At 62.2% G+C, this 21,367-nt stretch carries 18 protein-coding genes; 7 read left to right on the forward strand and 11 right to left on the reverse strand.

Annotation, left to right across the window (positions count from 1 at the left end; genetic code table 11):
* The first annotated feature begins 62 nt into the window (after positions 1 to 62).
* Complete coding sequence (locus tag ACP7D4_RS04960; protein ID WP_426207980.1) at positions 63 to 1,706, forward strand: NAD(P)/FAD-dependent oxidoreductase; 1,644 nt, start codon at positions 63 to 65, stop codon at positions 1,704 to 1,706.
* A gap of 40 nt (positions 1,707 to 1,746) precedes the next feature.
* Here the strand turns inward: ACP7D4_RS04960 and corA are convergent, their stop codons facing one another.
* The 5 genes from corA to glnA form a co-directional block, all read right to left on the reverse strand.
* On the reverse strand, positions 1,747 to 2,712 hold the full coding sequence (gene corA / locus ACP7D4_RS04965) for a magnesium/cobalt transporter CorA (RefSeq protein WP_426207981.1): 966 nt from the start codon (positions 2,710 to 2,712) through the stop codon (positions 1,747 to 1,749).
* 164 nt (positions 2,713 to 2,876) lie between these two features.
* A complete protein-coding gene (gene ntrC, locus ACP7D4_RS04970; RefSeq protein WP_426207982.1) occupies positions 2,877 to 4,364 on the reverse strand; it encodes a nitrogen regulation protein NR(I) in 1,488 nt (495 codons plus the stop codon).
* A gap of 79 nt (positions 4,365 to 4,443) precedes the next feature.
* The gene (glnL, locus tag ACP7D4_RS04975; protein ID WP_426105595.1) at positions 4,444 to 5,553 is read right to left on the reverse strand and encodes a nitrogen regulation protein NR(II); all 1,110 of its coding nucleotides are present in this window, start codon (positions 5,551 to 5,553) and stop codon (positions 4,444 to 4,446) included.
* A complete protein-coding gene (locus ACP7D4_RS04980; RefSeq protein WP_426207983.1) occupies positions 5,550 to 6,065 on the reverse strand; it encodes a DUF4124 domain-containing protein in 516 nt (171 codons plus the stop codon). Before ACP7D4_RS04980 ends, glnL begins: the two co-directional genes overlap by 4 nt.
* Positions 6,066 to 6,256: 191 nt before the next feature.
* The gene (glnA, locus tag ACP7D4_RS04985) at positions 6,257 to 7,672 is read right to left on the reverse strand and encodes a type I glutamate--ammonia ligase (RefSeq protein ID WP_426105597.1); all 1,416 of its coding nucleotides are present in this window, start codon (positions 7,670 to 7,672) and stop codon (positions 6,257 to 6,259) included.
* 314 nt (positions 7,673 to 7,986) lie between these two features.
* On the opposite strand from glnA, the gene ACP7D4_RS04990 reads away from it, so the two are divergent.
* A complete protein-coding gene (locus tag ACP7D4_RS04990; RefSeq protein WP_426207984.1) occupies positions 7,987 to 8,445 on the forward strand; it encodes a rhodanese-like domain-containing protein in 459 nt (152 codons plus the stop codon).
* Positions 8,446 to 8,544: 99 nt separating this feature from the next.
* Here the strand turns inward: ACP7D4_RS04990 and ACP7D4_RS04995 are convergent, their stop codons facing one another.
* The 4 genes from ACP7D4_RS04995 to ACP7D4_RS05010 all read right to left on the reverse strand — a co-directional run bounded on the left by ACP7D4_RS04995 (position 8,545) and on the right by ACP7D4_RS05010 (position 15,283).
* Positions 8,545 to 9,864, reverse strand: a complete 1,320-nt coding sequence (locus tag ACP7D4_RS04995) for a TAXI family TRAP transporter solute-binding subunit (protein WP_426208164.1) — start codon at positions 9,862 to 9,864, stop codon at positions 8,545 to 8,547.
* 185 nt (positions 9,865 to 10,049) lie between these two features.
* A complete protein-coding gene (locus ACP7D4_RS05000) occupies positions 10,050 to 13,133 on the reverse strand; it encodes a transglycosylase domain-containing protein (protein WP_426208167.1) in 3,084 nt (1,027 codons plus the stop codon).
* Between the two features lie 479 nt (positions 13,134 to 13,612).
* A complete protein-coding gene (locus tag ACP7D4_RS05005; RefSeq protein ID WP_426105599.1) occupies positions 13,613 to 14,404 on the reverse strand; it encodes a competence/damage-inducible protein A in 792 nt (263 codons plus the stop codon).
* A gap of 60 nt (positions 14,405 to 14,464) precedes the next feature.
* A complete protein-coding gene (locus tag ACP7D4_RS05010; RefSeq protein ID WP_426105600.1) occupies positions 14,465 to 15,283 on the reverse strand; it encodes an EI24 domain-containing protein in 819 nt (272 codons plus the stop codon).
* 125 nt (positions 15,284 to 15,408) lie between these two features.
* On the opposite strand from ACP7D4_RS05010, the gene ACP7D4_RS05015 reads away from it, so the two are divergent.
* The gene (locus tag ACP7D4_RS05015; protein ID WP_426105602.1) at positions 15,409 to 15,765 is read left to right on the forward strand and encodes an FKBP-type peptidyl-prolyl cis-trans isomerase; all 357 of its coding nucleotides are present in this window, start codon (positions 15,409 to 15,411) and stop codon (positions 15,763 to 15,765) included.
* Positions 15,766 to 15,767: 2 nt separating this feature from the next.
* On the forward strand, positions 15,768 to 16,001 hold the full coding sequence (locus tag ACP7D4_RS05020) for a hypothetical protein (protein WP_426207985.1): 234 nt from the start codon (positions 15,768 to 15,770) through the stop codon (positions 15,999 to 16,001).
* A gap of 126 nt (positions 16,002 to 16,127) precedes the next feature.
* Here ACP7D4_RS05020 and ACP7D4_RS05025 read toward each other — a convergent pair whose 3' ends face one another.
* On the reverse strand, positions 16,128 to 17,600 hold the full coding sequence (locus tag ACP7D4_RS05025; protein ID WP_426207986.1) for a wax ester/triacylglycerol synthase family O-acyltransferase: 1,473 nt from the start codon (positions 17,598 to 17,600) through the stop codon (positions 16,128 to 16,130).
* A gap of 145 nt (positions 17,601 to 17,745) precedes the next feature.
* Here ACP7D4_RS05025 and ACP7D4_RS05030 point away from each other — a divergent pair, with 145 nt between their 5' ends.
* Positions 17,746 to 18,000 (forward strand): acyl-CoA-binding protein, encoded by a 255-nt coding sequence (locus ACP7D4_RS05030; RefSeq protein ID WP_426105605.1) that lies wholly within the window; start codon positions 17,746 to 17,748, stop codon positions 17,998 to 18,000.
* Between the two features lie 115 nt (positions 18,001 to 18,115).
* On the opposite strand, the gene ACP7D4_RS05035 is transcribed toward ACP7D4_RS05030, so the two are convergent.
* On the reverse strand, positions 18,116 to 18,397 hold the full coding sequence (locus ACP7D4_RS05035) for a polyhydroxyalkanoic acid system family protein (protein WP_426105606.1): 282 nt from the start codon (positions 18,395 to 18,397) through the stop codon (positions 18,116 to 18,118).
* 93 nt (positions 18,398 to 18,490) lie between these two features.
* Here ACP7D4_RS05035 and ACP7D4_RS05040 point away from each other — a divergent pair, with 93 nt between their 5' ends.
* The gene (locus tag ACP7D4_RS05040; RefSeq protein WP_426207987.1) at positions 18,491 to 19,744 is read left to right on the forward strand and encodes a putative Na+/H+ antiporter; all 1,254 of its coding nucleotides are present in this window, start codon (positions 18,491 to 18,493) and stop codon (positions 19,742 to 19,744) included.
* A 97-nt stretch (positions 19,745 to 19,841) separates the two neighbouring features.
* Entirely contained in the window at positions 19,842 to 21,296 is a 1,455-nt protein-coding gene (locus ACP7D4_RS05045) for a hypothetical protein (RefSeq protein WP_426105609.1), read from the forward strand.
* Positions 21,297 to 21,367 lie beyond the last annotated feature (71 nt).

Raw genomic sequence — 21,367 nt, forward strand, 5'->3', positions numbered from 1 at the left:
CCGCCTCCATACCGGGTAGAATAGTTCCCTCGAATGCTTGCGAAACTGTTTCCACTTACTCTATGTTGCGAATTAATGAACTAAAACTTCCACTCAATCATTCGGACGAGGAACTGCGGTCTGCGGTTCTGGACCGGCTCGGTATACCCCACACCGAATTACTTGGATTTACGGTTTTCAAGCGCAGTTACGATGCGCGCAAGCGCAGTGCGATCCTGCTCATTTACGCCATCGACGCCGACCTTGCCAACGAAGCGCAAGTGCTTGCACGCCTTCAGCATGACGTCCACGTCATGCCATCCCCCGACACCAGCTACCGCTTCGTCGCCGGCGGCTTGCAGGCGCAAGGCCACGACAGTGGAGAGCGCCCGATCGTCATCGGCACCGGCCCCTGCGGCCTGTTCGTGGCGCTGGTGCTGGCCCAAATGGGCTTGCGTCCCTTGATCCTCGAACGCGGCAAGGTAGTGCGCGAACGCACCGTCGACACCTTCGGCTTTTGGCGCAAGCGGGAACTCAATCCCGAGTCCAACGTGCAGTTCGGCGAAGGCGGCGCCGGTACATTTTCAGACGGCAAGTTGTATAGTCAAATCAAGGATCCCAAGCATTACGGACGCAAGGTGCTGACCGAGTTCGTCAAAGCCGGCGCGCCGGAAGAGATCATGTACGTCAGCAAACCGCACATCGGCACCTTTCGCTTGGTCAAGATGGTCGAGCAAATGCGCGAGAACATCATCGCGCTGGGCGGCGAATATCGCTTCAGTTGCAAAGTCACCGATATCGACGTCGAAGGCACGGGGGACGCGCGCCAGATCCGCGGCGTGACCCTGGCCAGCGGCGAGCACATCGCCAGCCGCCATGTGGTGCTGGCGATTGGCCACAGCGCGCGCGACACCTTCGAAATGCTCCATGCGCGCGGCGTGTATGTGGAAGCCAAGCCGTTTTCGATCGGCTTTCGGGTCGAGCATCCGCAGTCGCTGATCGACGCCTGCCGTTTTGGCCCCAGCGCGGGCAACAAGATATTGGGCGCAGCCGACTACAAGCTGGTACACCACGCCAGCAACGGCCGCTCGGTCTACAGTTTTTGCATGTGCCCGGGCGGCACCGTGGTGTCGGCCGCGTCCGAACCGGGGCGCCTGGTCACCAACGGCATGAGCCAGTATTCGCGCAACGAGCGCAACGCCAACAGCGCCATCGTGGTCGGCATTACGCCTGCCGATTACCCGGGTCACCCGCTGGCCGGCATCGAACTGCAGCGGCGCCTGGAGGAAGGTGCTTTTGCGCTGGGCGGGGGCACCTACGACGCGCCGGGCCAGCTGATGGGCGACTTCGTCAAGGGGCGCGCCTCGAGCGCCTTTGGCTCCGTGGTGCCGTCGCTCACGCCCGCAGTGCGCCTGACCGACCTGGCCACGGCGCTGCCCGATTACGCGATTGTCGCCATGCGCGAAGCATTTCCCGCCTTTGACAAGCAGATCAAGGGCTACTACCAGGAAGACGCGCTGCTAACTGGCGTGGAAACGCGCACCTCGTCGCCGATCCGCATCAAGCGCAACGACGGCGACCTGCAAAGCCTGAATACGCGCGGCCTGTTCCCGGCCGGCGAAGGTGCCGGTTACGCGGGCGGCATCCTGTCGGCGGCGGTCGATGGCATCAAGGTGGCCGAGGCGGTGGCGCTGGCAATGCTCTCCTCTAAAGCCAGCCGGTGTTAGCGGGGAATGAGGATCGCATGCGATTTTCCCGCGCAACAGCTTATAACCAGCCAGACTTCCTGAAGCGGTAGTACAGGTAGCCGCACAGGCTGAACATGAACGTGATCGCCAGCGGATAACCCCAGCGCGATTTCAGTTCGGGCATGTACTCGAAATTCATCCCCCATACGCCGGCAAAGGCGGTGAACACGGCAAAGATCGCGGCCCATGCGGCCAGGCGTTTGTTCACTTCGCCCTCGTCGATGGCCACCATCGACAGGTTGACCTGGATCGCGGTACTGATCGTCTCGCGGATGGTGTCGAGCGCCGAATTGATGCGGTACAGATGGTCGTGCACGTCGCGGAAGTATTCCTGAGTATCCATGCAAAAGGCGGGCACGCGCCCGCCGTGCAGCTTGCCCACGGCGTCTAGCATGGGCGCGACTGCATGGCGCAGCAGCAGCACCTTGCGTTTAAGCTCATACAGGCGCTCGATGTTGGCGCGCTGCGAACCCTTGATGAAGATCCGGTCTTCGATTTTTTCCAATTCTGATTCGAGCAAGTCGACCACGGGAAAATAGCGGTCGACGACCGCGTCCATCAGCGCGTAGAGCACGAACGACGAGCCTTTGGCAAGCAGGTGCGGCTCGCGCTCGGCGCGTGCACGCACGCCCAGAAAGCCGAGGTTGACGTTGTTGCGGCACGAGAGCACGTAGTTGGCGGCGACAAAAATATCGACCTCGCCGATATTGAGTTCGTCGCCCGCCAATTCAACGGTCTGGATGACGACGAACAGCGACTCGCCGTATTCCTCGATCTTGGGGCGCTGGTTGCCGCGCATGGCGTCTTCAACCGCCAGTTCGTGCAAGCCAAATTCTTCCTGCATGGTGAGCAGTTCACCGTTTTCGGGCTCGCGCAAGGCAACCCAGACGAAGGTTTCGGGCATTTCGATGTAATCGCTGATGGCCTCGACCGTGATGTCGGAAAGTTTTTTGCCCTCTTGGTAGGCGACGCAGTTAATCAGCATACAGCTCCGTGAAATGACTTTTTTCTTGAGAGCAGAGCTTACTACATTGGCCGGGGAGCGTAGGGCGCAAAAGCGCAGCGCATTGCGCCATGCTCGCGTCGCGTTGACGCTGACATGGCGCATTGCGCTATCGCTTATGCGCCCTACATTCGTGCGCTTTGCCTCTACTCGTCCTTCGCGCCGTCGATGCCCAGCTCCGCGATCTTGCGGGTGATCGTGTTGCGCCCGATCCCCAGCCTGACAGCCGCATCGTTCTTGCGCCCGTGCGTATGGCGCAGCGCCGTCTTGATCAGCGCCGACTCGAACTGCCGCCCCAGCGCATCCATGATGTCGGACTGCCCCGCCGCCAGCATCCCGGCCGCCTGCAGTTCCAACAGCCCGATCCAGCCGCCGCTGTTTTCCAGCGAGGTCAGCGAAGGCAGCGAGGTCAGACCCGCGCCGCCGGCCGCAAGCGCGTCCTGCACCGGCGGCGCCGCACTGGCGGCAATGGCGCCCTCCTGCCCCTGGGTCAGCTCGAACGGCATGTCTTTCACTTCCACCGTCTGCCCCGGCGCCATCACGGTGATCCAGTTGCACAGGTTTTCAAGCTGGCGCACATTGCCCGGCAAATCGAGCGAGGCCAGAAACGCCATCGCCGGCTCGCTCATGCGCTTGGTCTCCACGCCCAGTTGCTTGGCGCTTTGCACCAGAAAGTGGCGCACCAGGATGGGGATATCTTCGCGCCGCTCCCGCAAACTGGGCAGACGCAAGCGGATCACATTCAAGCGGTGAAACAAGTCTTCGCGAAACAGGCCCTCGCGCACGCGCTGTTCCAGGTTCTGGTGGGTGGCGGTAATGACGCGCACATTGGCCTTCATCGGCTGGTGCCCGCCGACCCGGTAAAAGTGCCCGTCCGACAGTACGCGCAACAGGCGCGTTTGCAAATCAAAAGGCATGTCGCCGATCTCGTCCAAAAACAGCGTGCCGTTTTCAGCCTGCTCGAAGCGCCCGCGGCGCGTGGTCTGGGCGCCGGTAAAGGCGCCGCGCTCATGGCCGAACAGTTCGGACTCGAGCAAGTCCTTGGGGATGGCCGCCGTATTGAGCGCAATGAAGGGTTGCTGCGCGCGCGGGCTGTGCTTGTGCAGGGCGCGCGCGACGAGCTCCTTGCCGGTGCCCGATTCGCCCGTGATCAGCACCGTCACATTCGATTGCGACAGGCGCCCGATGGCCCGAAACACTTCCTGCATCGCCGGCGCCTGGCCCAGAATTTCGGGGGTGTCGGTGGGGCCGGCTTCGACGCTGGTTTCGCGCAGGCTCTCGTCGAGCGCGCGCCGAATCAGCTCGACCGCCTTGTCGATATCGAAGGGCTTGGCCAGGTATTCAAAGGCGCCGCCCTGAAAGGCGGCAACGGCCGAATCAAGATCCGAAAACGCGGTGATGATGATAACCGGCAGCCCGGGATACTTGGTCTTGACGGTCTGCAGCAAGTCCAGGCCCGATTCGCCCGGCATGCGGATGTCCGAGACCAGCACTTGCGGGGTCTCCAATTCGAGCGCGGCCATGACGTCGCGCACGTTCGAAAAACTCTTGGTGGCCAGGTTTTCGCGCGCCAGGGCTTTTTCGAGCACCCAGCGAATGGAGGCGTCGTCGTCGACTATCCAGATTGGTTTCATGTATTCAAGCTTCCTGCGATAGGGTCTGCGATGTGGTCGGACCCGGGTCCAGGACGTGCCGCCTGCCGCTTTTCACCATTTATGGCAGTGGCAACAGAATCCTGAAATCCGTCAATCCAGGCCGGCTTTCGCACTCGATTACACCCATGTGCTGTTGCACGAAGGTTTGCGCGAGGGTCAGTCCCAGGCCACTGCCGCCCTCCCGTCCCGATACCAGGGGATAGAAGATGCGCTCGCGAATCTGGGGCGAAATGCCCGGTCCATTGTCGATGATATGCAAGTCTAATGCCAGGGCGTAGCGGACCTTGGCCAACGTGACCTGGCGCGCCACGCGCGTGCGAAATATGAGTACGGCGTCGCCGCCGGCAATCTGTCCGGCCAGCGCCTGGGCCGCATTGTGGGCGATGTTGAGCACGGTCTGGATCAACTGTTCCTTGTCGCCGCGGAACTCGGGAATCGACGCATCGTAATCGCGCTTGATGGAGAGGCCCACGGGAAACTCGGCCAGCATCAGGCTGCGCACGCGTTCGCACACTTCGTGGATATTTACGTCGCCCACGATGTGCGGACGCCGGTGTGGCGCCAGCAAGCGGTCGACCAGGGTTTGCAGCCGGTCCGCTTCCTTGATGATGACCTGGGTGTATTCGCGCAGCGCCGTCAAGTGCAGCGCCGGCAGCTCAAGTTCGAGCAACTGGGCGGCGCCGCGAATGCCACCCAGCGGGTTCTTGATTTCGTGCGCGAGGTTGCGCACCAGTTCCTTGTTGACCTGGCTCTGGTCGAGGATGCGCTCCTCGCGATCGAGCTTTAATTGCTGCACGTTTTCGCGCAGCTCCACCACAATGCCGGCGTCGCCGGCGGCGCTGACGATGCTGTGCACATGCAAGGGCGCGCGCCCGTTGCGCTCGAGCGTGAGGTCCTGGCGCAGGTCGGCGTATTTGTGCGCGAGCGCTTGCGCGCACAGGCTGAGCAGCTCGTCGGCATTCACGAACAGCATACTGAGCTGCTGACGCTGGAGCGCCTTGAGCGAGCTTTCGAGCAAGTTTTCAGCGGCCGCGTTGGCAAACGTGATCATGCCGTCGGCGTCGACCAGCAGCACCGACGAGGCCAGCAAATCGAGGCCCGCCAGCTCGCCGTTCTTGTATGGTCCGTGCTGCCCGTTTTGCCCGGGTTGCACTTGTCGCTCCGTCATTTGATGTTCGCGATTTCGCGTTTCAGCGCCTCGATGTTTTTCTCGGTACGGCTAATACTGTCACGCATCATTTCCACGCGCTCCTGGTACTTGGCAAAGTTGCGCTCATTACCCTGGCGCTCCGGCTCGCCGCCGTTGAATTCCTTGCGCGCTTCGGCCAGCTTTTTTTCTTCACCGCGCAGCTCGTCGTTCAAAATTTCGCGGCGGTCATTGTCGCGCGCCTTTTGCTGGGCGTTGTCCACTTTCGGGAAATCGGTGGGCGTCGACACGGGCGCGGCCGGCGCGCGCGGCGCGCCCGACTGGCGCGCTCTGGACGGCGCGGGGATGGAATTGGGCAGGTTCAGCGTCTTGCAACCGGGCCTGTAGCTATCGGTCAATTCCCTGCCGCCGCTGGCGTTGGTGCAAAGATAGACGCCGTTCTGGGCCTGGGCAGGCGCTTGCGCGAACGCGCCGCACAGCAGGGCCAGCGCGACGGCCAGCTTGCGCATCCTGATCTGTGGCTTGATCGTCATCGTCTCCATCGCTTTCCGTTTGTCCGTACAGTAATTAAGTTCACCGAATATACAACATCCAATGCAAAACGCGAGGAAAGCCGTAGCGATCCTCGCGTTTTTCTCACCACAATTACAATGCGCTTACACTTTCGATGTCGGCACGACTACAGGTGCTAACAGCTTAACAATGCGCGCAATGACAATGGCACTTACAGCGAATAGTACATGTCAAATTCGACAGGGTGGGTGGTCATGCGCATGCGCTGCACGTCCTGCATTTTCAGTTCGATGTAAGCATCGATCATGCTGTCGCTGAACACGCCGCCGCGGGTCAGGAATTCGCGATCCTTGTTGAGCGCGTCGAGTGCTTCTTCGAGCGATGCGCACACCGTCGGGATCAGCGCGTCTTCTTCAGGCGGCAAATGGTACAGGTCTTTGGATGCCGCTTCGCCCGGGTGGATCTTGTTGGCGATACCGTCCAGGCCAGCCATCAGCAGCGCGGAGAAACACAGGTAGACGTTGGCCAGAGGATCGGGGAAACGCGTTTCAATGCGGCGCCCTTTTGGATTGGCAACGTGCGGAATGCGGATCGAGGCCGAACGGTTTTTAGCCGAGTACGCCAGCTTGACCGGTGCTTCGTAGCCAGGCACAAGGCGCTTGTACGAGTTGGTGCCCGGGTTGGTGATGGCGTTCAATGCCTTGGCATGCTTGATGATGCCGCCGATGTAGAACAGCGCATCGTCCGACAGGCCGGCATAGCCGTCGCCGGCGAACAGGTTCTTGCCGTCTTTCCAGATCGACTGGTGCACGTGCATTCCCGAGCCGTTATCGCCAACGATAGGTTTTGGCATGAAAGTGGCGGTCTTGCCGTAGCTGTGGGCCACGTTCCAAACCACATACTTCAGGTTCTGGGTCCAGTCGGCGCGCTCGACCAGGGTCGAGAACTTGGTGCCGATTTCATTCTGGCCGGCGCCTGCCACTTCGTGGTGGTGCACTTCAACCGGGATGCCCAGCGATTCGAGGATCAGGCACATTTCCGAGCGCATGTCCTGGAACGAATCGACCGGCGGGACCGGGAAGTAGCCGCCCTTGACGGTAGGACGGTGGCCGCTGTTGCCGCCTTCGGTCTTGGCGTCGGTCGCCCACGACGACTCGTCGGAGTCGATCTTGACGAAGCAACCCGACATGTCGATCTTCCAGCGCACGGAATCAAAAATGAAGAATTCAGGCTCAGGGCCGAAAAAGGCGGTGTCGCCGATGCCGGTCGACTTCAGGTACGCTTCGGCGCGCTTGGCGATCGAACGCGGGTCGCGGTCGTAGCCCTTGCCGTCGGCAGGCTCGATGACGTCGCACTGCATGAACAGGGTCGTCTCTTCCATGAACGGATCGATGTTGGCCGTGTTCGGATCTGGCATCAGGATCATGTCCGACGCTTCGATACCCTTCCAGCCGGCGATCGACGAACCGTCGAACGCATGGCCCGACTCGAACTTGTCGAGGTCGAAGTGGGAAACAGGCACGGTCACGTGCTGCTCTTTACCACGGGTGTCGGCGAAGCGGAAATCAACGAATTTGACTTCGTTGTCTTTTACCATTTTCAAGACTTCTGCGGCGGTCATTGCCATGCGTAACTCTCCTGATTGAAATAAGGGGCTTGTCGAAGCTGCGACAAAACTCAAGGGGATCATAGCAGAAACCATGCCAGTCACATGCGGCGGGGCTTTTGCACATTGCGTCGTTGAATCTGCTGGCAATTGATCTTAAAATTGCATGTTCCCGTTTTGACACCGTCATTGCACACCATCAACAACGCACTTGTTTGGTGCGAAATCAAAAATCTGCACCGAAATTGGGCGCACTGCACAACAATGGCGAAAATGCGTCCTGTTGGTGCAGGGTTGCTTATATTAAACCTGTTTCCTCACTTTGGAGCAACGCCATGAGTACCGTTGAACAACTTTTAGCCGCCGCGCGTGCGCGCGCGCCAGGCCCAGGGTACGCGGGTGCGGTCACGCCGCACGAGGCCTATGAGCTGGTGCAAGCCGACACGCGCGTGGTGCTGGTCGACGTGCGCACCAATGCCGAGCGCGACTGGGTGGGACGGGTGATGCTGCCCGAGAACCAGCACCGCGCCGTGCAGTGGAGCACCTGGCCGGGCGGCGTGCCCAATCCCGATTTTGTGCAGCAACTGGAGGCGGTGGCGCGCAAGGACGACGTGCTGCTGTTTTTGTGCCGTTCGGGGGTCAGGTCGCGCCATGCGGCCACGCTGGCTACGCAGCACGGGTTTGCCAACAGCTATGACATTCTGGAAGGCTTCGAAGGCGACAAGGATGGCGAGGGGCACCGCAAGACCGTGGGCGGATGGTGCCACGCCGGTTTGCCGTGGATGGGCGCCTGAGCAGTTCCGCCAATGCACGCGGTAACGTAACGCATGCATTGGCGGAATGCGAGGGGAACTCAGAGCCCGGAGCTTTTCCGCCCTACATTGTGCTTGCGACTACGCTGGCGCCATCGCGCTCTTGACCCGGTTGCGAACAAAATTGATATGGCTGCGCAGTCCGTACAAGCCATCGGCAAAGGCCAGCGGAATCGAGATCTGGTTCACCAGCTCTTCAATCTCATCGAGTCGCTTGAGCAATCCCGCGCACACCTCTTCCTTGCCCTGCCCCGCCTCGAGCTCCTGCTCCACCGTGCGCAACTGCCCGTACCAGCGATATACGCGCGAGCGGATACGCCACACGTACAGCGGCGGCACGATTTTCGACAGCGGCAGCAGCAGCGCGGCGAGCGCCACCACGACCACCCACATGCGGTCGAAGAAATTGGCCAGCCAGAACGTCATGTAACGCTGCAGCAGCGGCGGGCCATCCTTGTAAAACTTGGCCGCTTCGCGCGAGACGGGAATTTCGGTATAGCGCTCCGACGGAAACTGCCCCTGCTGCTGGAACCAGCCGGTGCCGCCGTGGATCTGGCTGGCCGCCTGCACGAACAAATCGATCAGCGCCGGATGCAAGTCGTGGCGTGCGACCAGCGTGGCGGTGGGCGCGATCAAGTGGTAATCCTGGGACGGCAAGTCGCGCCCCACGTCCACGATCCCGCGCGGCAGCACCACGTGCGACATGAACGGCAAGCGCCGCGTGTAAGCCTCGGCCTGGGCAAAGTCGAACAATTTTATCCCCGGCGTTTGCAGCAGCATCTGCACCATCAGCGCGTCCGGTCCGGACGAAAACACCAGGCCGTCGATGCGCCCTTCGAGCAGCTCCACCGTGCCGGGCGTGTTTTCAAGTGCTCCCAGGGTCAAGTCGGTGGGAGCGACGCCGTTCAATTCCAGCACCTGGCGAAACAGCTTGGGCACGCCCGTGCCTTCGGGCCCGACATTGATTTTCAAGCCCTTTAGCTCGTTGATCTGGGTGACCTTGGTCGGCTCGCGCAAAAACAGCCACACCGGCTCGGTGAACAGGCTGCCAAGCGACACCAGGCCCGTCTTGGAGGCGGCGCGCTGGTCGGTCGAGCCGCTTTGCACAAAGGCGATATCGACCTTGCCGTCATCCAAGCGCTGCAGGTTTTCCTGCGAGCCCAGTGTGCGCACCAGCGTGACCTTGATGCCCTGCTTGGCCAGCAGGACCGCGTATTTTTTGCCCAGCTCCTCGTAGGCGCTGTTTTCCTGGCCGGTAGCGAGCGTGACGCTGCGCGGCGGCGTCGGGTCGACCAGGAAGTAGGCCAGCAGGCACAGGCCCGCGATGACCAGCACGGTGGGACCGGCCGCCGCCACCAGGTCCCGAAACGAGAACTGGGTGAACTTGCGAATTTTTGACATGGCGCGTTGCAGTGGTTTCATGGGACTGGACAATGCCAACATTTGTCGAAACATGCAAGTGCTCATGAGCAGGGTGCAAAAGCAGGACGCAAAAGCAAAAGCGCATTGCGCCAGAGGCGTGCGTCGCGTTGACACTCGCCTTTGGCGCAATGCGCTTGCGCTTTTGCGCCCTACAACATGTCAGGTCAGCGGATGCATTCCTTGGCGCCGCTCTCCACCGGCGGCTCGATCAGCGGCATCAGCGAAGGCGCCAGCGCCGTGAGCAACTGCACCGGCAAGGCGCTGGTGAAGTCGTACTTGCCGGCCTGGGGGCCGTGCACATAGGCCGTCATGCTGCCGAAAAAACGCTCGCCGATATTAAAGACAAAGGTCGCCGAACGGTTCACGAAGCGCGATTCGATCAGCCGCCCGCCGGCGCCATAGACTTCAAAGCGCTGGTCGCCGGTACCGGTCTTGCCGCCCACGGCGATGATCGAGCCGTCGCGCATTTTGAAGGCGTTCTTGACGCGCTTGGCAGTGCCTTCCGAGACTACCGCGCGGACCGCGTCGGCCGCCGCGCGCGCGACAAAAGGATTGAGGATCTGTTCACCCTTGGGCGCCTGCGCGTGGCGCACCAGCGTTTCGTAGGGCGTGCCCATAGCGAAATGCAGTGAGTCGATGCGCTGCACCGGTTTGCGCATGCCGTTGTTGACGATCACGCCCATCAGTTCGGCCAGCGCAGCCGGGCGGTCGGCCGACGCGCCCAGCGTGGTGGCGTAGGACGGCACCAGCGAATCGAAGGGATAACCCATCTTCTTCCATTGCGCGTGGATCTTGAGGAACGCTTCGACTTCCAGCAGGCCGGCGATGCGGCTGTCCTGGGCATGCTTGCGGTGCGTGCTGAACAGCCACGAATAAACTAGCTGGCGTTCCTTGACGCTGGCAGCGACGATGTCGGCAAAGGTGGCCTTGTCGTGCGCGCGCATGTAGCCGACCATCCACAATTCAAGCGGGTGGATGGTGGCGACGTAGCCGCGGTCGGCCAGCGACATAGTGGCCACCGAGTACTGGTCGTACATCTTGGCAATGCGCTCGTCGGGCACTTCATTGGCCGACGGCAGGTTGGCCTTGATGAAGGCGCCAAAATCCTGCAGCGACGCATTCGGCGCGATCGTGCGGTGCACCGTGGCAAGGCGCGAAGGGGTCGGGCGCAAGCTGGCCAGCAAGACCTTCTCGGCTTCGGCCGCCGTCTTGCCGCGGTACTTGGCGTAAAACCTGTTCATGAACTCGCGCCCTTCGCGGTCGGCGAAGCGGGCCAGGTATTCGGCGCGGCGCGGGTCGTCCGCATCGTGCAGCAGCGCCGCGGACGAACCGGGCAGCTGGAACATGTAGTAGCGCACCACGTCGCGCATCAGGCGCACGAACACCAGGTTGTTCGACGTTTTCAGCCCGTCGCGCACCATCATGATTTTGCCGTTGTCGTTCTTGTTGAAGTTGCCGAAGGTGTGCAGGCCGCCGCCGGTAAAAAAGCTCTCGCCCGGGTTGGCCGAATACTTGCGGTCGAGCGCTGCCTGCAGCATTGGCGGCAGCGTGCGCTCGTCGTTCGAGGGCAGCGCCAGGAAGTAGGCAACCGCCCACTGGGACAGCATGTCCTTGGGATCGACGACGACTTTTCTCAGCCCCGCCGCGTCCATGTTGCCGTAGCGCTGGTGCAGCTGGTCGACGATGTCAAGATAGGTAACCAGCGTGCGCAGCTTGGCCGTGGAACCGAGGTCGAGCTTGGCGCCTTCGTTGATGTCGAGCGGCTGGTCGTAGTTATCGGTCTGCACGCGCAGGTAGTTGACGTTCTCGCCGCGCTCCATCAGCGTAAAGCTGTAGACCACCGCGGCCGGGTCCCCATTGCCGAGCATGCCCTTGCCGGTCAGGCCGGCAGCTTCGGCCGAGACGGCGTCGCGCAATTCGCGCAGCTTGGCTGTCACGGCCTGCTGCGCGTCCGAGTCCAGCGTGCTGACCACCGACAGGTCGAGCCGGTCGACGTTGTACAGGCGGCCGTCGCCCAGCAGGTTGCCCAGGTGGGTGCGCACGGCGTTGGTGGCCTTGCGCGAGACAAAGGTATTGGCCGCCGGGGGCGTGACGCCCGAACCGGTGGACGGCGCCAGCTTGACCTTGAGCGCGGCGTCGCGCAGCGCGGGCGGGATCACGCCGGCCTGGGCCAGCACCCGCAGGTGCGTGTTGGTCAGTTCTTCCAGGTCCTTGTCGCCGGCGCCAAGGTAGTGGGCGGGGCGGCGCTGGGCGATCATCAGCGAGAGCGCCTGCTTGTAGGTGAGGGCCGCGTCCGGGCTGTCGATCCTGCCCTTGAGGGTTTTGTTGACGGTGGCGAAATCGCGCCCGTACCAGACCCACATGCCGTCGCCGATGCCGTTCACTTCGCCGTAACCGGGCTTGGCCGACAGCGGCACGGTATTCAAGTAATCGATGACGATCTGGCGCCGCGCCAGCGTGGTGTCTTCGCCGTACTGGTAGGCGCGCAGCGTGGCCGATCCCATCTGGATGAACTTTTCGGACAGCGAGCTGGTACGCCCGTCCGGCGAGTGGCGGTATTTTTCGATCTGGGTGGCCAGCGTGCTGCCGCCGGCCGAGCGCTTGTCGTCGCCCGGGATGAACATTTGCAGCACCTTGTCGAACACCGCCTTTGAGAAGCGGTCCCACTCCACCGCCGGATTGCGCTTGGGGTAGGTGGTGTCGAGCAGTTCGCGGTTTTCAATGAACAGCAGGCTTTGCACCAGCAGCGTGGGCGCGTCGGTAAAGCCGGCGTAGTAACGCTCCGGGAACAGGCTGGTAAACAGCGGCTGGCTCTTGCAGTCGAGGATGGTCAGGCCGACCTTGGTCTTTTCGCGGTAAGTGGCGAACAGGCCGCGGTCGGCCAGCTCCACCATCTTGGGCGAGATGCGGGCCTGGGCGGCAATTTCATAATCGCGCGTTTTCAGTTTGCCCAGGTAGTCGGGCAAATTGGCGTAGCCGAGCCGCTCGTCGTACGGACTGTCGTGCGGGAAGCGGATCGCATTGCTCGGTCCCTTCTCGACCTTGTAGCTGATTTTTTTCGCCATCTTGGCGAACACCTTGGCCTGCATCGACGAGGTGCGCGATTCGCGCCAGGCCCAGACCGAGGCGATCGAGAGCAGCATCAACAGCAGCAGAATCAGCGCCGGCTTGATGCGGCTGCGCCTTTTAGGCGGCGCGGGCGGGGTCGGCGTCGTCGCGACCTCGGGGATGTGTGTCTGTTCCAGCATGCCTTCACCTTCCAATTGCGGTCCCTCGGGCACCAGCGACAGGTGGGGATGCGGGGTCGGGAGCTCGGCCTGGCCGGGCTCGCCGTTGGCAGTCATCGATGCAGACCGGGCGCGCAATTTGCGCACCGCGTGCACCACAATGCGGGGTCGTCGAATTCGACGATTACTTTCCATGATGGCTCAACCGGTCTGAATCAATCGTACCTGCAATCACCGCACCACCCTTGCCATCTGCTACAGGCCTGTCGGTAGGATCGAGTGGTCAATCTTGTCGCTTTGTTTTACTTAAAATGTCACTGGAATGTCATCTTACTTCCAGTGTACGCAGGACTACCATTCCACCACATCGGGACGACCGGCACGCAGCAGTGTTCAAGAAATGTTGGCGCAGTGGTTTGTTTTTCGCAAAAAAACAACGGCTGAGTATACCGGGCGAAATGCACGCGCCGAAATGCGGTAGCGCCGTTGTCATAAACTCTTCACGTTCCGACATCGCGGTATTCGGCCTGCATCTGGTCGAGCGCGGCGCGCAGGTGCGCGAACGCGGCCGCCGTTTGCGCCGGCTCGCCCTTCACCCCCAGTTCGATGTGCGCGCGCGTGTCGGCATCGCCCACGCTTGGCAGGCTGAACGCCTTGACCTGCGGCCAGGTGGCCTCGATATATTCCATCAGCGGCACCAGCGCCGACTCGGCCTTGGCGAACACGATCACCGAGCGCTCGCTGCGCGGCGCCTGGTTGAACAGGTGCGCATACAGATTGTCGAGCACCCAGGCGATCATCGGTGTGGCCATCACGGGAAAGCCCGGCACGAAATGGTGGGTACCGAGCGTGAAGCCGGCGATCTTGTTGAAGGGATTCGGGATCAGCGTGGCGCCCTGCGCGAACACGGCCATTTGCAGGCGCTGCTGGTTTTCCGGCGAATCGAGCGCCGGCACAACGCCCGCTTTTTCGGACATCTCGATGATGCGCTCTTCGATATTGCGGCGCCCTTCCGGATGCAGCACCAAAGGGCGGCCGAGCGCGCGCGCGGCGCACTGGCGCGTATGGTCGTCGGGCGTCGAGCCAATCCCGCCGCATGAAAAGACAATGTCGCCAGTAGCCATGGTGCGCTCGAAGGTAGCGCTCAAGCGCTGCGGATCGTCGCCCAGATATTCGGCCCAGGCCAGCTGCAGGCCGCGCTCGGCGAGCAGCTTGAGCACGGCCGAAAAGTGCGCATCCTGGCGCTTGCCCGACATGATTTCGTCGCCGATGATGATCAAACCGATTGCCATGCGCGTTTCCTTCAGTTGAGGTGATTCAGTTGCCGGCGATGTGGGCCGAAAACTGCCGGCTCAGTCATGGACCGCTACCGCGTCCTTGCCGCGCCGCGCCGCGCGCAGTTCTTCCAGCGCCTGCATGCAGTAGTACTGGAACCACAGCGCCGTGAAAATGAACACCATGATGAACAGCCAGATCGACAGCGGCGCCAGGACCGGGAACATCAGCGTGATGGCGCCGCCCAGCCACACCAGGCCGGGAATGGCGCCACAGGCGCCGGAGATGACGCCGATGGTGGTCAGGTCGCGCGCATGCAGCTTGACGATGGCGGCAAACTCCTCGGCGCTGGCATGGTCGGCCAGCGCATCGTAGGCCATCACGCGCGCGTTCAGGCGCCCGAACAGGATCACTTGCACCGCAATGGCCAGCGGCGGAAAAATATACAGCGGCAGCGTGACCAGCCAGATCGGCACGAACTTGAGCATGGTGACCAGATTAAGCCACAGGCCGCCGGTCATGGTGCCACCCTTTTTTTCTTCCAGGCCGGCATACTGGCGCGCGGCCACGTGCTTGACGATGGCCGGCATGGCCGCCACGTTCATGATCAGGGTGACGATGACGAGCGTGAGCGGCAGCAGCAGCACCATCAGGATCAGCGGCACCACGATCATCTTGAACATGCTCGCGCCCGTATAGTCGTTCAGGTTGTAGCGCGAGAAAATCGACTGGATCACGTCCATCAGGGGATTGGCCGCGAAATACAGGATCGTAAAACCGATCACCAGCGACAGCAGCAGCGGCACGAACGACATGCGCAGGATCTTGAAACTGAATTGCGAACTCAAGGCGCGGCGGTAGGCGGTGACGACGGGGCGAAGCGTAGGCTGGCTCATGGAAAAATCGTTCAAAAAAGACAATGAGACCGAAGCATAATCGAAATTCGCGCGCGCGAGGCGTGAATAGCGCTTTGGAACGCCATCGTCTACAATCGCCAATCATCCAACACGCAAGGAATATCATGTCCATCATCACTAACGACTCCGGCCTGCAATACGAAGACACCACCGTCGGCGACGGCGCCCAAGCTGCAGCGGGCCAGCACGTGACCGTGCATTACACCGGCTGGCTGCGCAACGACGACGGCACCAAGGGCGCCAAATTCGACTCGAGCAAAGACCGCAACGACCCATTCCAGTTTTCGCTGGGCGCCGGCCAGGTCATCAAGGGCTGGGATGAAGGCGTGCAAGGCATGAAGGTTGGCGGCGCGCGCACGCTGACGATCCCGGCGGCGCTGGGCTACGGCGCGCGCGGCGCGGGCGGCGCGATTCCACCGAACGCGACCTTGATTTTCGACGTCGAACTGCTGGCGGTATAAGCATGCACGCCGCCCGCGCCGCGCTGCTGGCGATAGCGCTGGCAGCGCTGGGCGGCTGCACGGTCATCGCGGTGACCGGGGCGGTCGTCGGCACCGGCGTCGCGCTCGGCTCGGCGGCGGTCAAGGGCGGCGTCATGGTCGGCAAGGGAGCGGTGGCCGTGGCCACCTACCCGTTTCGCGACAGTGAAGCAGAAAAACATGCAGAAAAAGAAGCGAACGCCGCGCAATCCAGGTAAAACATCGCCCCCGGGGTTAGTTCCCCCATTACGACACGGCCTCGTCTGTAAGCTGCATTACAGACGAGGTTGTGTCGTAATGGGGGAACTGACCCCGGGGGTGGTTTACCAGGCTGGATAAGCGTTTTATTCCCACTCACCCATCAATGCCAGCATGACGAGTTTTTCGAATTCGGGGGCGAAGCGGTGGATGATGTTGTCGGGGTCCTTGACCAGCGCGTCGTCGGTGACGATGCCGAACTGCACGCCGCCGTTGTAGCTCAAAATCGATACGCCAATGCCAATGTCGCCCGACTGCGGCACCCAGAACATGCACTGATCAAGCTGGCTGCCGGCCAGGTACAGCGGCTGCTGCGGGCCGGGCACGTTGCTCATCACGGCCGTCGCCTTGCGCGTAAAATAATTCTGGATTTCGTTTTGTACCTGCTTGGGCGTCGCGCCCAGCACACCGAGCACCGACATGGCCACCAGCGCCGTATAGCTGCCCTTGAGTTCATTCATCCGGTGGCGCACCTCGAACAGGCGCGCGACCGGGTCTTCCAGGCCGACCGGCAGCACCAGCGGCACCAGCCCGAAGGCGTTGCCCAGCTTTTGGCGCCGGCTCGGCTTGCGCAAGTTCACCGGCACCATCACGCGCACGTCGCAATCATGCTCGATGCTGTCGCCCTTCTCGCGCAGGTAAGCGCGCAGGGCCCCGGCCACGCTGGCCATCAGCACGTCATTGATCGAGCAGCCAAAGGCCTTGCCGATGGCTTTCACTTCCGCCAGCGGCAGCGGCTCGCTCCACGACACGTGCTTGATGCCGTTGGGTTTGCCCTTCAAGCGCGTGCGGCTGTCTTCTTCCATCGTGGTTAGCTTGATGGCGTCGATCGCCAACTGGCCGGCGGTGTGCCCGAGCGCGGAAATCTGCCCGGGCAGCTTGTCCATGTCGGTCACCATGCCCAGCGTTTTGAGCAACACGTTCGACGACAAATCGATCGCCTTGATCGAGGCGGCCGTCACCGGCAGCATGATCTGCTCCCACGGATTTTCTTCGGCCGCGGCCGACGAGGCGGCCGCCGCGCGCGGCGTTGGCACTTGGTGCTCGGGCTCGTCCTTCGATTCGTCGAACATCGACATGAACACGCCCACCAGCGCCACGCCGTCGGCGATGCAGTGGTGGATGCGGATGATCAAGGCCTGGCGCAGCTTGCCGTCTTCGCCGAGGCAATTGTCGACCAGGTGCATCTGCCACAGCGGCTTTTCCGGGTCGAGCGGCTGCTGCGAGAGCTTGCTCACCAGTTGCTGCAGGGCCGGCTTGTTGCTCGACTTGTCCTTGTTCGAGGCCAGCGCGGTGTGCACTACATGGTTATCCAGGTCCACTTCCTGCTCCAGCCACCAGGAGCCCGACAGGTCCGTCACGACCCGGCTGCGAAAGCGGCTATAGACCAGAAAGCGCAACGCGAGCGCGTGCTTGAGGCCTTCCACGCTGACCGGTTTGCTGAGCATGGACACGCCCACGATCATCATCAGGTTGCCATCAGAATCCATCCTTAGCCAGGCGGTATCGACAGTAGACATCTTTTTGCGGCTAAATGCGGACAGAGCTTTCGACAACATGGAGCATCTCCTCTAATAAACAGCGGTAGTTCTATTATGTAGCGCAATATGTTTATTGTTGCGATAAGATTGTAGGCACATTACTCTAGCGACAATTTTCCAGCCGCCAGTATTACATCAATATCACTAGCCACCAGGAGACTTTATGAGTTTGCAAGAACAGTTCGACCAGGCCCAGCTCGATTCGAAGAATCTGTCTGAGCGTCCGGACAACATGACGCTGCTGAAGATTTATGCGCTCTACAAGCAGGCGGCAACGGGCGACGCAGAAGGCAAGCGCCCCGGCTTTACCGACATGGTCGGGCGTGCCAAGTTCGATGCATGGGAGGCGCTCAAGGGCACCAGCAAGGATGAAGCGATGCAGCAGTACATCGACCTGATCGAGGATTTGAAGGGCTAAATTTTTCTATCGGTAGGGCGCAAAAGCGTCAGCGCATTGCGCCGTGAGCCGTTGGCGGCGCGTGGCGCAATGCGCTGCGCTTTTGCGCCCTACGTGCCTACGTGCCGTTGCGCTTCTACGCCGCCCCGAACACCTTTTTCATGTTCTCTTCCACCTTGGCCTGAATGGTCGGCGCGAATGCGCTCATCAAAAAACCCAGCCGGATAAACATCTCGGCCTTCTTCTTTTCCAGCGTCAATTGCCCCTGCACGCCGCTGCGCTCGAACCGCAGCACGTCGCCTTCCCATTCGCATTCCAGGCCGTATTCGTCGGCGATCACGTCGGCTACCTTCTGCGCCGCCTCGCGTGCTTTTTTGTGCGTCAGTTTGTGTTCTTGTACGATGCTGATGTCTGCCATGTAAATCTTCCCGTGTCAATTTCGGCAATGATACCACCGGCGCCCCGCACTCTATAATGCGATCACGTCAATCACCGTCCATCACCAGCGCCCATGACCGACCTCCAGCTGATCGCCGCCATCCTGTTCGCACTCGCCCTGGCGCATACCTTCGCCACCAAGTCGTTCGAGCGCCTGGCCGACCGCTTCCCGCGCCACGCGGGCCTGTGGCATTTTTTCGGCGAGGTCGAGGTGGTGTTCGGACTGTGGGCCTTCATCCTCATCATCGCCATCGCCTTTGTCTCGGGTGGCGAGCAAGCCATCGCCTATGCCGAAAGCCGCACCTACACCGAGCCGCTGTTCGTATTCGTCATCATGGTCGTGGCCGCATCCAAGCCGGTGCTCGAAAGCATACGCGCGGCCATTGCCGCTCTCGCCCGCCTGGTGCCGCTGCGCACGCCGCTGGTGCGGGTCTGGCTGTGCCTGGCAATGGTCCCGCTGCTGGGCTCCCTGATCACGGAACCGGCCGCCATGACGCTGGCCGCCCTGATGCTGGGGCCGCAAATCTTTCGCCAGGATCGCGGCATGCCGGAGTGGATCAAGTACGCCGCGCTCGGCGTGCTGTTCGTGAACATTTCAATCGGCGGCACGCTGACCTCGTTTGCCGCGCCGCCGGTGTTGATGGTGGCCGCCGCCTGGCACTGGGACAGCGCCTTCATGGCTGCCACTTTCGGCTGGAAGGCGGCGCTGGCGGTCGTCATCAACGCCACCGCCGTCACCATCCTGCTGCGCCGCCACGTCGGGGCCGACGACCCGCACGCGGCCCCCGCCGCGCCCATCCCGCTGCTGGTCTCGGCCATTCACCTGCTGTTCCTCGCGGCCGTGGTGGGGTTCGCACATCACCCGGTCATTTTCATGGGCCTGTTCATGTTTTTTTTGGGCTTTACCACCGCCTACGAGCAGTATCAGAATCCGCTGATCCTCAAGCAAGGTTTGCTGGTGGGCTTTTTCCTGGCCGGGCTGGTGGTGCTGGGCGGAATGCAGCAATGGTGGCTGCAGCCGATCGTCTCGAGCCTGGAACCGGGCGCCCTGTTCCTTGGCGCCACCGCCTTGACGGCGGTGACCGACAATGCCGCGCTGACCTACCTCGGTTCGCTCATCGCGGGCATGAGCGATGAGGCCAAATACATGCTGGTGGCCGGCGCCGTGGCCGGCGGCGGGCTGACCGTGATCGCCAACGCCCCCAACCCGGCCGGCGTCTCGCTGCTGCGCGACGGCTTTGCCGACGAGTCGATCGGCGTGGCCGGCCTGCTGGCCGGGGCGCTGCCGCCGACCTTGGTGGCGATGGCCGCGCTTTTCTTTCTATAACGACAATCTATTGATCAGGATCAAAGGATGAGCCTGCCTGGGGCTGCACTATTTCCGCTAGGGCCGTAGGATTCGGCCGAACACTAGCGGAGGTTGTATGGAAAGTCGCGTCACCCTGGTCGATGCCGAGCATCCGGAGCGCACTGCTGCGCCGGTCAGCTATATCCCCACCCCCAGCGCGCAATATCGCCAGCACCGCAAGGCCGCAGCGCTGATCCTCGAACCCGGTCGCCCGCGCGTGGGCCTGGGCGCGGAGCCGCCCTCCCCGTTCGGCATCGGCGCGCGCGTGCTGATGTGGAAGCAGGACCCGTCGGTCAGCGAAATCGGCACCCGCAAAGTGTTTTTGCCCGGCCTGGTGCTCGACGGCCCGCGCGACGCGCGCATCATGTTCGGCCAGCCGGGCATCACGCCGGTCAGCCCGAATGCGTTCGGCGACTTTGTCACCATGCCCGATACGCCCCAGTTTGACGCCGTGCACACCTACGCCGTGGTGCGCCAGACGCTCACCATGTACCAGCGCGCGCTGGCCGACGGCAGCGACGACACGCCACTGCCGTGGCAATGGAACAGCAGCGCCGACGTGGCGCCGATTGACATTTTTCCGTATGGGCTGCCCAACGTGATGAACGCGTTCTACAGCCGCTCGCAATGCTGCCTGAAATTTGGCGACTTCATTCCCGGCGGCCAGGCCGAACGGGTATTTACCTGCCGCTCGTTCGACATCGTCTCGCACGAAACCGGGCACGCCGTGCTCGACGGCTTGAAGCCCGAGTGGCTGCTGGCCGACAATCCGCCCCAGACCGGCGGCCTGCACGAAGCTTTTGGCGACCTGACCGCCATTTTCCTGTGCCTGTCCCAGCTTGACCAGTGCGAGGCGATCGTGGCCCAGACCAAGGCGCGCCTGCATGACAAAACCTTCCTCGCCGATATCGCCGAGGAGTTCGGCCTGGCGCTTGGCCGCTCGAACGGTTTGCGCAACGCCGACAACGACATCACGCTGTCGCAGGCCGGCAACGAAGTGCATGCCATTTCGCAAGTGTTCACCGGGGCCGTCTACGACATCCTGGCCGACCTGTTCGCCTTTGAGCGCAATCCGGCCCTGCGCGATTGCGCCGCAGTCCTGCACGAGGTGGCCGCCTACCTGCGCTCGGCGCTGCTGCGCGCATTGATCGCCGCGCCCGATCACGCCGCCACCTATGCGGACGTGGTCAACGCCATGCTGCGCACCGTGGCCGAGGATGGCAAGCCGGTCGACTACCGCAATGCGATCCGCAACCGCTTCGTGCTGCGCGAGGTGGTGCGCTCGCCCGTGCCGCTGACCGAAGACCATGTGGCCGGGACCGACCTGTTGCCGGCGGTGCAGGACGCGCCGGACGCAGTGCAGGACAGGAGCGCCTGCTGCGGGACCATGAACCTGGCCGAATACCATGACGTTGAACGGCTGCTGGCGGCCGAACTGGACGCGCTGGCGCAGTGGTGCGCCACGCACGGGCGCGGCGCGAGCGCGCCGCCGCTGCTGCCCGAACCGGCCCCGGACGACCCCGGCCTATAGAGCATGCCCACGCTGCAAAAGCCGCACTTGTGCGGCTTTTGCCGTTAAAGTATCGACAACATCGGTGGGGG

Origin of the sequence: Massilia sp. TWP1-3-3 (assembly GCF_049897805.1) — a bacterium.
Classification (GTDB): Bacteria; Pseudomonadota; Gammaproteobacteria; order Burkholderiales; family Burkholderiaceae_D; genus Telluria_A.